Below are 13,127 nucleotides of genomic sequence, written 5' to 3' on the forward strand. Positions count from 1 at the left end.
TTCTGTACGTTATAGGGTGAACCCTCTCATCCGGATGCAAACAGTTCCCTGATCATCGTACATCTCGATATCCATCCGCTGTCTCCCGTCTTCCCTGTTCCCTCCGCTGGGGCGGACCTGGGCCCACATGGAGCTTGTGCAGGGACGGTAGACCTCCATCTCTTCCAGCGCATGAGGCCCGAACGGCCGGCTTGCCGCTGTTCCCTTCTCCTGCCCCATCGTCCAGAGATGGGCTACGCTCAGAGCCGCTTCCACTATACAGGGATGCAGGACATAGGCCGGCTGATCGGCCGCCCAGACTGCCGGCAGCGATAGTTGGGCCAGCGCCTGCTCCTGGCCCACATGGATTTGCTCGATCCCGCGGTGGCCTTCTTCGTAGAAGAGGCCCCTGCGTTCCAATGCCTCATAATAGGCGGCGGACATCACCGTGCGTTCACTGCACTCCGCCTGCAGAGCCGAAAGATCCCTCCGCTGACCAGGTTCGCCCTGGACAAAAGCGGCACGTCCACGGCTGTACACGATGCTTTCGCCGCTTCCGTCCTGCCCGCCGTAAATTTCGTACCCGATCCAGCCGTCTTCCTCCCGGTACACCCCAAGATGAATGTCGGCAGGCCGTCCGTCCACTTCCAGGGGCATGCCCCAGAACACGTCGCTCAGCCGGAGGCTCGGCCGCTCCTCTTCCGTGATGCCGGCCGCTTGGCCTACGGCGCTCCGGGCCATCTCAAGATGTGCAGCCCCAAGCAGCGTCCTGCGCCCCGTTCCTTGAAGATCTGCAAGGAAGCGCTCCCTGCCGGTAAACTTGGAGCTGAACCTCAGCTCGTTCAAATCCGATGTATTCTGGTGAACCAGCGGATGGATCGGCTCGAACTGCAGCGCAGGCGTCTTCCTCTTGTCCCCGCCTTGCGGAATCCAGTAGCGTTCTCTGGCGAAAGGGTAGGTTGGCAGGGAGATTCGGCGGGGTTGATACACATGCTGATCGTACAGCCGTTCCCAGGGGATGTCGGTCCCGGACAACCAGAGCTTGGCTAATGGGCCCAGCTTCCTTCCCTCCAGCAGGCTGTGGATGAACGTCCGTCCCTCTTCCCCTTCCATCAATGAACCGATCAGAGAGCCGCTTTTTTTGGCATTCCCCCGGTATACCTCCTCCACGTCCCTTTCTCCTTGAAGAACAAGCGCCAATGTCCCCTTCACCTCTTCGACGCTTCGGGCCGCTATCGCGATCCGCTCCTCCATGCTTTCTCTGCCTGTCTGCAAGGTGTAGGCCAGATCGCTCAGACGGACCTCATTGTTCGCGAGAAAGTCGGCCAGATGGCGAACATACTGGGTCAACCGGTTCTCATTCTTGGCCGAGAGCAGAATCAGCTGCGGATCATCCGCACTGCCGGACCGGCCTGACGAACCCAAGTATTCTTCCACGACCACATGGGCATTCACGCCGCCAAAACCAAAGGAGCTGACTCCCGCCAGTCTTGCCGTCCCTTCTTCCGCCCGCTTCCAATCCATCGTCTCCTTCACCACATAGAAGGGGCTGTCCTTCAAATCGATATACGGATTCAGCTCCTCGAAATGGAGGTTCTTCACCAACTTGCCATGCTTCATGCAGAGCAGCACCTTGATGAATCCAGCAATCCCCGCCGCCGATTCCAGATGCCCTATCTGGGTCTTGATCGTACCAAGCCCGCAGCGCTCTTCATCCGTGAAAGCCTGGTTCCGCTCCGCATACAACTGCCCGAACGCTTTCTTCAGCCCATTGATCTCGATGGGATCTCCGAGCGGGGTGCCCGATCCGTGCACCTCGATGTAGCCGGCCTTCGAAGGATCCACTCCGGCCTTGGTCCAGGCATCGGCGATGAGATCCGCCTGCGCATTCGGATTCGGGGCAGTCAGCGAATTCGCATGCCCGCCATGATTGACCGAAGAGCCCCGAATGACCGCATAGATCGGGTCCCCGTCTCTCTCCGCATCGGATAGGGGCTTGAGGAGCAATGCCGCGCTGCCCTCCCCCCTTACGTATCCGTTCGCTTTCTTATCGAATGTCTTGCATCGGCCGTCTTCCGACAGCATACCGGCTTTACTCAAGGAGATATACAGATTCGGGCTCGTGAGAACATTGATGCCCCCTGCAATGGCCAGACGGCATTCGCCGCTTCTTAGGCTTTCAACCGCACGGTGAATCGCTACCAGCGAGCTCGAACAAGCGGTATCGATCGGCTCGCTCGGTCCATGCAGATTCAGCAAATACGATATGCGGTTGGTCAGAATCGAATTAAATACCCCAGTGGGTATATGGGCTTGGAGCTCCACTCCGCTTTCATTCAAGAGATCGTAGTAATCCGAACTGCCGACACCCACAAACAACCCCGTATTTGTCCCCGATAGGGAGGAGGGTTTACAGCCGGCGTCTTCGAGCACCTTCCATACGGTCTCCAGGTATATTCGCTGGCGGGGGTCCATCAGCTCCGCTTCGCGGGGCGATATGCCGAAGAATAACGCATCGAACTTATCGATATCCTTCATGAATCCGCCCCACTTCACCTGGGTTTTATTCGTCTCCTTGACCGGGTCTCCGTAATACGATCTCCAATCCCAGCGGTCCGCCGGGATTTCGCCGATCGCATCCTTCCCGGTGAGCAGACTCTCCCAGAGTTCCTCCAGGTTATCCGCTCCCGGCATGACGGCCGATACACCGATAATGGCGACCGGCTCGTTCTTCGGGCGGGAGAGTGGGTCTTGCGGTGACACCGCCCTGGCAGCCGAAACGGCCTGCGCCGCAGCGGGGTTCGCCTCCGGCCCGGCCGCCGGCGTCCCCCTTCTGCCTGCGCTCCCCGCGTTCTGCGGCTCCGCCGGCTGCATACGCTGGGCATACAGGGTGAGGAGCGTCCCCTTGTATTTGGCATGAAGAAATTCGGCAAACGATCTCAGATCCGGATATTCATAGAATACCGGTGGCGTCAGTTCCAAATGAAACTGTTTATTGATACGGTTCATAAAGTCCGTTGTGGAGATGGAATCGAAACCATATTCGCTCTTGTCTGCGTCCATGTCGATCTTACCGGCATCGACATACAGAATCTCCGAGGCGATTTTCTTAACATCCTGGCTAACGTGCCGCAGCAGTTGCTCTGCATCGACGGGGGGAACTGCAAGAAGGCCCGGATCGACGGAAGGCCCGGATTCGGGGTGGAACAGCCCGAGTTTCCTTTTGCCGCTCTCTTTCAACACCACCAACTGGCTGACCTGCTGCGCGAGAGCCTCCTCGAAGGCCAGAATGCCCTGCTCGTCGGATATAGGGAGTATTCCCATCGTATTCTCCATGAAGGTGAGCGTAGGTTCGTCGACCTTCATCCCGCCTTCCATCCAGAGCGGCCAGTTGATCGAAACCGTCTTTCCGCGCCGCTGCCCCTGCTCCCTCAGCCCGTCCCGCAGGAAGGCATACCCGTCCATGAACGCATTGGCGTACGTATAGTCGCATTGCCCCGCATTGCCGAGGATCGACATGAGCGAGGAGAACATGACGAAGAAATCCAGGGGCTCGTGACGGGTCGCCTCATCGAGCCAGACGGTTCCGTACAGCTTAGGACCCAGCACCTCCCCCATTTGTGCTGCCGATTTATTGAAGAGAAAGGCATCCTTCACGATGCCCGCCGCATGAATGACGCCATGGAGTTCAGCGCATTGAAGCCTCGCCTCTGCTGCCAGGGAATCCACTTCTTGGCGACTGGACACGTCCGCCCGGATATATAATGCTTCGGCTCCCCATTGTTCGAGCTCCCTGAGCCGGTGCTTCTGTTCGGAGTCCGGTTCCGACCGTCCGGTAATGATCAGTTTTCCTTGGGTCCGTTCCGCAAGATAAGAGGCAAACGTATACCCTACCCCCCCGAGTCCCCCGGTGATGAGATAGTTCCCCTTTTTCCTTAACGAGAATGGGATGCCCTTCCCGTTGACCGGCTGCATGGTCTTGACCAGCCGTTGATTCCCCCGGTACAAAAGGTCATCCTCTTCATCCTTTGCTGCGAACTCCCGGAGCAGAGAGGCTGCTGTCCCCTGCGTCATGCCGTCTAGTTCCACGGTCTTATAGACCCACAGCGGGTTTTCTTTGCGGACCGATTTGGTCAATCCATTCACGCCGCTATACTGGGGTTGATTGCGGCCCTGCGCATCATAGATATACAGCAGCTTGATCTCTTCCCTCGCTTGGTGCTCCATAAGCGCCCTGCTCAAATAAAACAGCGAATAAACCCCATGCTCAAGCTGATGCTGGAGCTGCAGGGGTTCGGCCCTGAACGCTTCGCGTGACCAATAATGAAGAATGCATTCAGGCAGCGCTTGCTCCTGCTTCAGCGAAGCGATCAGCCGCTGGTAGTCTTCCTGCCGGCTTGGATGGAGGGTATACCGCTGCGAATCGAGCCGGGCGTAATCCTCTCCGGGCTGAATCAGCACCGTCTGGACACCGAGAGACCCCAGCCGGTGACCAAGCTCCGGAGTCGTATCGAACAACAGCACCCGCTCCGGCTTACGTGCCGCAGCAGGGAGATTCCGCTCTTCCCATACGGGTTGGTAATACGCCGCACGCTGATCCGGAGAATCCATCCTGGCCGGCTGACCTTCCTGCCGGATGGTTTTGATCAGCTCAAATCCCTCATCCGCAGTGATCTCCCCTTCTTTGATCCTATGCAGCACACGATCTATGCTCCATTGTTTCCAAGCCATCAGGCATCCCCCATCCTCATCTTGATTTCCCGGACTTCCATCTCCCCCGCTGCCAGCTTGATTAGAAGCTGTTTGAGCTGTTCATCACTCACATCCTGCATCACCGGGGCGGCTGCTGGGAAATCGGAGGCGGCACCGCTTTCCTTGGAGCCGGATAGCCGGAACGTTTCACGCTGGAAGCGATAAGCCGGCAAGTGAACCTTCCGAAAGGGCACGCTGCGGTAGAAGGCTTCCCAGCGGACTTCCACTCCGCCCGACCACAAGCAGAGCAAGTTTTCCTTGAAACAGGTCATGATGTCGCCCTCCAGCCCCAGCCGGATCTCTTCACTGCGTCGTGCTGCAGCCGTCTTTCCTGCAATAACATCCGTCCGGTTCCCGGAATGGGGAATGGCCGCTTCGGCTCCTTCCGCTGCTTCGATCCACTCCCGGACATCGGCAATTTCCCGCAAGTGCTCATTATGCTTTCGCAGGAGGGAATAAGGGCGGTTTTCATTTATTTTACTCTGATTGTGCTGAAGCTTTGCGGCCGCCTGAACGAGATCCGGGATGCCGCCCGTGACCCAAGCGGCAATCACCTCTTTGGGCATGACCTCGTCCACGAGCAGGTCGATCAGTTCATAGAACCGAAGATCGGGAATGTGCCTTTGCTCCTGCAGATCCCACTTTCGGTTCAGCTTCTGGAGCGAATGAACAATCGATACGAGCAGAAGCGTTTTTTCCGTTCTGAACTCTTCCGCTCCCGCCGACAAGAGGCGTTGATCGTGCAGCCAAGTCCGCATGCTGAGATGGCTGGCGTCTTGGATCAAGTCCATCCAATCATTCAAATACTTTTTGAAGGTATGCTGGCTTTCATACAGCAGCCTTGCCTTCAGGACATACTCCCGAAGATAATCCAAGGTACGGCCGCCCAAACTGTCCAGGAGTTCGAGAACATATCCTTCGTGAAACCGAAAGGGCATATACGTCTCCCGGTTCATGCTGTCGTAGAAAGGGACGGCAGGCCGCGCGAGGGGCTCCTCCCTCAGCCTTGATTTGCCGCTTACTGCCGCCAGGATGTCATTCAGGCTGAGCATCCCGGTGATCGCCAGAGCGACCCAGGTCCCCGATTTCTCCGCCGAGACCAGCTCCGGCTTGAACCCAAGCTCCAAGAGAGAAGCGGCATAAGCATATCCGCATATGAATAAATAAAGGGAACGGTGGGGTCCGTTCCAGGCCTCCTCATAAAAGCCGCTCCACACCGAACGGTGTACCCGTATCCCTTTAAGCGCTTTCATCGCCAGTTCGACTTTCTGTTTGAACAGGGAGCACCCCGTCACCAGAGGCTCAATATCCGTATAACCGTGCCAGGGGAGTTCCCCAATATGTAATCCAAAGGCCCGCTTGTTCACTTTGGCCGGAGGATGGGCTTGTGCCGATCGCACTGCCTCGATAAGTTCTTCCTTGTTCTTGACCAGCCTGCCGTATCGGTAGGGAAAAGACTCTCTGCCGTGAAGCAGCGTGAGACATACATCATGAAGACGGAAAGGATGGATCGCATCGCTGCAGAGCAGGGCTTCCCAATCCCTCATCATCCTCTGCAGGCTCTCCGGATGCTTGGCGGATAGAATGAAGGGCTCGGGCTCTTCCGGGATCCGTTCTTCTTCCGGCTCTTCCTCCGAGCTTAGCTGCGGATATTCTTCAAGCAAGACGTGCGCATTGACGCCGCCGAATCCGAATGAACTGACCCCCGCTCTTAGGGGTTGCTCCTCTTCTCCGCGCTTCCATGCCTCGCACCCCGTCGAGACGACAAAGGGCGTTTCTTCAAAAGGAATGATGGGGTTGAGCGTCTTCACGTTCAGCGATGCGGGAATTTTTTTATGCTTCATCATCATTAAAATTTTGATTATACCGGCTATCCCTGCCGCACCTTCCAAATGGCCGATGTTCGTCTTGACGGAGCCGATCCTGCAATATTGTCTGCGCTGCGTATACTCCCGGAATGCACGGGTCAATGCTTCCAACTCTATCGGATCTCCCAGGGAAGTCCCCGTACCATGCGCCTCTACATACGTTACGGATTCGGGATGAATTCCCGCATCCCGGTAGGCGCTTATAATGACATCTCTTTGCGCTTCCATCCGGGGAGCTGTGATAGACAAACTTCGGCCCACATGGTTCACGGCACTCCCTTTAATCATCCCATAGATGGCATTGCCGTCCTCGACAGCCCCCTCCCCCCGCTGCAGCAGCAGAACCCCTACGCCGTCTCCCGGAACATACCCGTTTGCGTCGATATCGAAGGTCCTGCATTGTCCGTCCGGACTTAACATCCGGGATTTGGAGAACGAAACGTACTTCCAAGGATGGGTATTGGCGTTTACGCAGGCCACGATCGCATAATCGCACTCCCCCAGCATCAACGCCCGCTTCGCTTCATGGATGGCCACCAGAGATGAAGCGCACGCTGCGTTCACCGGCATGCTTGCCCCCTGTAAATCAAACAGATGGGAGATCCGGTTAGCGAGGATGCTCTCATAGCTGCCCAAACAGGCGTAGCTGTCCGGCGCAAGTTCCGGACTCAGCATATTCTGCCGATAATCCGTCGTCATTACGCCAACATAGACCGCCGTTGTTGTTTGTTGAAGCGTTCGAAGCGGGATGCCCGAATCCTCGATGCAGCGCCAAGTTTCTTCCATTACTAATCGCTGCTGCGGATCCATGTTGGCCGCCTCGCGGGGGGAGATATTGAAGAATTGGTTGTCGAAGTCAAAAATGCCGTCGAGCAGTCCGCACCATTTGCTGACACTCTTCCCCGGTTCATCCGAGTCCGGAGAATAATATGTATCCAGGTTCCAGCGATCCGGCGTAATCTCCCTTATGGAATTTACGCCATTCTCCAGGTTGGACCAAAATTGTTCGTACCCTTCAGCCCCTGGAAACCGGCAGGACATGCCTATCACCGCGATATCCGTTTTTTTCCTTCTCATTGGTCTCACTCTTCTCGATCGGTCTATGATGGGACAGATGCCGTCTCGCGCTGTACGTCCATCCTGACGGCCTCCGGCTCCCACTGAGTTCTGCGGTATAACAGTTCAGCTGTGTCCGTCATGATTTTAATCCCAAGTTCGTCGACATGACGCCGGTTCCAGGACTCCCATTCGGTCCCTTTCACCCATTGGTTGAATGCGCCTAGGGCCGGTCCGCAGTGAATCTGGTAATCGACCTGGCAGTCCGGCGTACCGGCTATCGCCATCCGGGATGAATTGGCGAAGTACCATTTGAAGATCATCGCCATCTTGCGCTTCGGATTGCTCTCCGCCTTCTCCATCTCCTCTTCGGAGTAATGCCGCTTCACTTCATCGTATACTTCCTGGAAGCTGCGTTTGAAATATCGTTCTTGAAGTTGTTTTTTTACTTTCTCCTCGATCTCGTCGATGGAATTGTGCTGGACGTACAACTCATACAGCTTGTTGGCCCTGGCCGGAAAGAATACCCCTTTCCTCAACACCTGCACCCGGGCTCCGATCTCGAACATATCCCCTGCCGGGGCATAGGTCGTATCCTGAATATTCATCTGCTGCAGCAAATCCTTCACCGCGTCGCTGGTTCCCGCTTCAACCGTACATTGGTTAATCGATCCCGTTACAATAAAATCCGCCCCCAGCATGAAGGCGGCCGCAGCGGCCTCTGGGGTGCCAATTCCCCCTGCTGCGCCAATTCTCACCCTCTTGCGGTACCCATACTTTCGCATCATCTCATCCCGGAGCCTGGTGATGGCCGGCATCAGAACATAAGCGACCCCGCCGTCCGTATGTCCCCCCGAGTCTGCTTCCAAACACAGATCATCGGCCATGGGAACCTGCTGTAACATTCGGGCCTGCTCTCTGGTGATCCGGTTTTGCCGCAGCATTTTGTCCACCAGGGGTTCCGGGGCGGGACTGAGGAACATTTCGGCCACCTCGGGCCGCGAAACCTTCCCGATGATCCGGTTGTTCGCCCCGACACTTCCGTCCGGGTTCATCGATAAGCCATGGGCGCGGAAGAGAACGAGTGCGGGCGTCATCGTAATATACGCCGCAGCTTCGATGTTGCGGATACCGTATTGTATGAAGAGCCGGGCCTGCTCTTCTTCTCTCTCCGGTTTGTTTGCTTGATGCAGCAGGTTCATACCGTAGGCTTGACCGTCACGCAGCTCGCGTTGGATGGATTGAATGGCTTCCTCGATCTGGCGGAGACCGAGTCCGCCGGTACCCAGGAATCCCATCATCCCGGCACGGCCCATTCTCACCACCAAGTCCTTGGAGGCGATGCCTTTATACATCGCGCCTGCCAAATAGGCATACTTCAAACCATAGTCTTGTTTGAATTGACTGCAGCCCAGCATCTCGGCCCTGCTTGCGGGCAGGGGCTGTACGAAGGATACCGGAGGCGCCTTAGCTCTGCTGTGACCATCGGAGTTCTGAGATCCTTCTTCTCTCGCAGGATGACGCCATTCTTCGGGAGACAGGCGGATCGGAGCCGCTTCCTGGCCAATGCGCTTGACCAGCCCTGTCAGCACATGGCCCGGACCAATCTCCTTCATTTCTATGCCATCCAGTCCCAGCATCACCTGTACGGTTTCACACCATTGGACCGAATGCGTGATCTGCTTGGTCAAATTCGATGGGATCTCACTGAACCGATACGGTCTTGCGCTGACATTCGAGAGCACGGGAATGGCAAGCCCGGCGAATTCGAACGATTCCAAATAAACTTCGAAGCGCTCCATCGCCTGTCGCATATACCGGGAGTGAAAAGCCCCGCTGACCGTTAAAGGCACATAAGTGACACCCTCTTCCGACTCGAACAGGGGCTTGGCCCGGTCCACGTCTTCTTTTAATCCGGAGATTACCAGCTGCTTCGGCGAGTTATAATTGGCAATATCGATAGCCTGCAGCCTGTGCTGCTCCAACAGGCCCCGGACACCCGCCGGGTCCAGACCAATCACAGCCGCCATTGCGCCGCCTGCCGCAAGGCTCATCAGCTCTCCTCTTTTTTTCACCAGCTGCAGCCCCGTCGCGAAGTCAAACGCCCCCGCAGCAAACAAGGCGCTGTATTCTCCAAGACTGTGCCCTGCAAGCAGATCCGGCTTCATTCCGGTATCCCGAATCGTCTTCAGATACATCAAAGCGTTGACGGTATATAGGGCCGGCTGGGTATACTGGGTCTTATTCAACCGTTGTTCGGCATCGAACAAGCATAATTCTTTTATCGAATAGCCTAATACCTGGTCTGCTTGCCTCGTGATCTCGGGGAATTCATCGAATAACTCCCCGCCCATCCCTTTTCTTTGAGAGCCTTGGCCCGGAAACACAAAGGCTAACATGTGGATTTCCCCCTTTGTTACGTAGTAAACGTGCTTAGGCGAGAAAGAGGCTGCGCGGGATTAGCATACGCTCCCAGGATATTCTCCAAGACTCTAAGCTCCTGGTGGAACGGCGTAATCAAGGGAAGAATAACCTGTTGATCGGGGGGCGGAACGAGCTTCTTCAACATATTCGCCATGGTCCCGAAAGGCCCAAGATCGAAGTAGACCGCCCCGCCCTCCTGTTCCCTCAAATCAGACAGGGCCTCAGTAAGCCGGATCGGCTTGCGGATGATCTGCCAGAAGTAATCCCCCTCGAGCCGATCTACCGGGGCGCCATACAAACTCGACACATAGGTAATTGCGGGCTGACGCATGGGATACCGCAGTAAGAATGCCCGGTATTCTTCGGCTGCCGGATCCATGAGCGGGGAGTGGAAGCCCTGCAATACCGGCAGCCTTAGCGCCGCAGCGCCTTGGGTCTTCAGGAAGCTCTCTGCCTTGGCGATCCCTGCCATGCTCCCCGAGACGATATAATGAGCAGGGCCGTTGACGGAAACCAGATCGCAATTCTCGTATAAGATAGGGGAGGATTCATACAAGGAGATGTCGCTTAAGACGGCCAGCATCCCGCCTTCGCTGCAGCGGGATTCAAGAAGCTGAGCTTGTTTGATCACGGCCTGCAAAGCCGTGTCCATGTCCCATACGCCGGCTGCGACAGCAGCCGCAAATTCACCCAGGCTCGATCCTACGACGGCTTTAGGGTAGAGTCCATGGTACATCAACAGTTCAGTGGCAGCGCATTCCACCATAAAAATAGAGATATGCGTATACAGCGTCCGGTCGAATAGATCGCCATATTTCTTGCCAGGGGCATACAGCCGCTCCAATACAGACTCGCCGATCAGATCGATCACTTTGTCATTCAAGCGCTTCATCCAGGAATGGAAAATGGCATTGGACTGAAAGAGCGCTTGGCCCATGCCATAATACTGCGAACCTTGTCCCGAGTACATGAAGATGACTGGCCGGCCCACCCTGCAACACCTCTTCCGCTATAATCTTGTCCACTTTGGATTGCCCTCAATGCCAGTTGCCCGTTGTCCGGACGGCTTTGTCAGCAGCCCCTGCCGGTACCTGGTGAACCAGCAAGGGAGCTGACGAACCCTTGGTTTCAAACCCTACGTTCCGGTGTAATAGATAAGGGTGCGCATCAATAACAGCAGACTAGTTCTTTGGCTCGCATTCGATGATGCAGAATTGGTCGGATGCCGGAATAATCCGGGAGATGTTCATGCCCGCCTGCTCGATCAGCTGCGTGAATTCCGATCGGGTCCGGACTCCGCCGCCTGGAGTAATGGCAAGGAAGAACAGATCCCGGATCGATTCTTCTTGTGTCGGGTGCGTGTCATCCACAAGCATTTCAATAATGATCAGCTTGGATTCCCCGGACATCGCCTCTCTGATATTGGTAAGGGTACGCAGGACATGAGCGTCATCCCAATCGTTCAACGCTTTGCTGATAATATACAAGTCTCCGCCTGCAGGGATCGACTTGAACATATCACCGGGGATCAGTTCACAGCGTTCGGTCATCCCGACGGATTCGATATAGTTCTGCGCCCGTTCGATCGTTGTAGGAAGATCGTACAGCACGCCTTTGGCCTGGGGGTTGGTGCGCAGGATGCCTGTCAGGATGTGCCCCAAGCCGCCTGCGACATCCACGATGACATGGAAGGTCTCGAAGGAATACGATGTTAAAATGGCCGGCAGGCTAACCTTGGAATACACTTCCATAGCCCGGTTTACAATTTGCTGCTGTTCGGTATCGACTTTGCCGGCTTGGTACCAAGCGGAATTATCAAAAGACGGCTGTCCTGTACGAATGCTGTTCTTTAACTTCGCCATGGCCTCTACAATAAAGTCGCTCAGCATATATTCTGCAAGAGGCTCAATCGATTGAGGAGTAGGGCCCGGCTGCAGGGTTTGGCCCAGAACCGTAACCGCGTATTGGCCCGATGCGTTCAAGGTCACCAGTTCCATCGACACGAGGGCCCTCATCAGTCTATGTAAGGACTTGGCATCCACTTCTAGATAGGCGCTTAAGGCCTCCTTTGTTGCCACGCCCTCCTTCAAAGCTTTGAAGACGCCCAAATCCACTGCCGTTTTGATCACAAAAGAAAAAAAGTAACCGCTGATCGACCCCATAACAACCGCTTGCGGTGGGATGCCCCCCCGTTCGTTCTTTTCCACTTCTTTTACATTTGAAGTTTCCATTGTCCGATCTCCTCTTTTCGATTGAAATGATCACCCGAACGCGATTGAACGTGATAGTTATACAACAGGATTCAGTTCCTTGATTTCAGCGGGCTTCCGTCCATGGTTCAGCACAAACTCAACTGCCTTCTCGGCATGCAGCAGCGCCGCATCAAACACGGGAACGCTTACATCATCCGGATGAATGAGCAGGGGGATCTCGGTGCAGCCCAGAATAATCCCTTGGGCCCCCCGGTCAATCAAGTCACGGATGATTCGCTGAAAAGCAAGCTTGGACTCCATCGTGATTCGGCCCACAACCAATTCGTTGAAAATGACACCATGCATAAAGTCCCGGTCTTCTTGTCCCGGCAGCAACACAGCTACAGACTTGGCCTCCAGCCTGCTCTTGTAGAACGAATCGCTCATCGTAAAGTTGGTACCGATTAAACCGATTCGCTCCAAGCCCATGCCGCTTATTTTGTCGACTACCACATCGCTGATGTGAATGAGCGGAATCGTTACAGCTTGCTGCACCGCATCGGCTACTTTATGAACCGAATTGCAGCACATGAGCAGGCAATCCGCCCCTGCTTGTTCGACGACGGCTGCCGCATCCATCAGTATTCGTTTTACCTTATCCATATCATTCGCCTCGACCAGAGCCAAGACTTTTTCATTATCCAAGCTATTGAGGATCATCTGGGCGGAGTGGGTTTTCCCCAAGTGGCGATTGATTAATTTATTGATATGTTCGTAGTACAGCAAGGTCGATTCATAGCTGAGTCCTCCAATTAAACCGATGGTCTTCACGACGTTTTTCACCTCCGACTGACTT

Annotated in this window: 6 protein-coding genes; all 6 read right to left on the reverse strand. The window is 55.5% G+C overall.

Annotation, left to right across the window (positions count from 1 at the left end; all coding sequences use genetic code 11):
* Positions 1-9 precede the first annotated feature (9 nt).
* Complete coding sequence (locus tag ACP26L_RS27400) at positions 10-4,710, reverse strand: SDR family NAD(P)-dependent oxidoreductase (protein ID WP_426448177.1); 4,701 nt, start codon at positions 4,708-4,710, stop codon at positions 10-12.
* Entirely contained in the window at positions 4,710-7,676 is a 2,967-nt protein-coding gene (locus ACP26L_RS27405) for a type I polyketide synthase (protein ID WP_426448178.1), read from the reverse strand. Before ACP26L_RS27405 ends, ACP26L_RS27400 begins: the two co-directional genes overlap by 1 nt.
* A gap of 23 nt (positions 7,677-7,699) precedes the next feature.
* Positions 7,700-10,054 carry an ACP S-malonyltransferase gene (gene fabD, locus ACP26L_RS27410; protein ID WP_426448180.1) on the reverse strand — a complete coding sequence of 785 codons (2,355 nt, stop codon included), beginning with the start codon at positions 10,052-10,054 and terminating at the stop codon, positions 7,700-7,702.
* Positions 10,055-10,071: 17 nt separating this feature from the next.
* Positions 10,072-11,049: an acyltransferase domain-containing protein gene (locus ACP26L_RS27415; RefSeq protein ID WP_426448182.1), complete on the reverse strand. Its 978-nt coding sequence runs from the start codon at positions 11,047-11,049 to the stop codon at positions 10,072-10,074.
* 211 nt (positions 11,050-11,260) lie between these two features.
* Positions 11,261-12,310 carry a methyltransferase gene (locus tag ACP26L_RS27420; RefSeq protein WP_426448184.1) on the reverse strand — a complete coding sequence of 350 codons (1,050 nt, stop codon included), beginning with the start codon at positions 12,308-12,310 and terminating at the stop codon, positions 11,261-11,263.
* A 57-nt stretch (positions 12,311-12,367) separates the two neighbouring features.
* Positions 12,368-13,102: an aspartate/glutamate racemase family protein gene (locus ACP26L_RS27425; protein WP_426448185.1), complete on the reverse strand. Its 735-nt coding sequence runs from the start codon at positions 13,100-13,102 to the stop codon at positions 12,368-12,370.
* Positions 13,103-13,127: the final 25 nt, after the last annotated feature.

The sequence above is a fragment of the Paenibacillus sp. S-38 genome, from assembly GCF_049942825.1.
Classification (GTDB): Bacteria; Bacillota; Bacilli; order Paenibacillales; family NBRC-103111; genus Paenibacillus_G.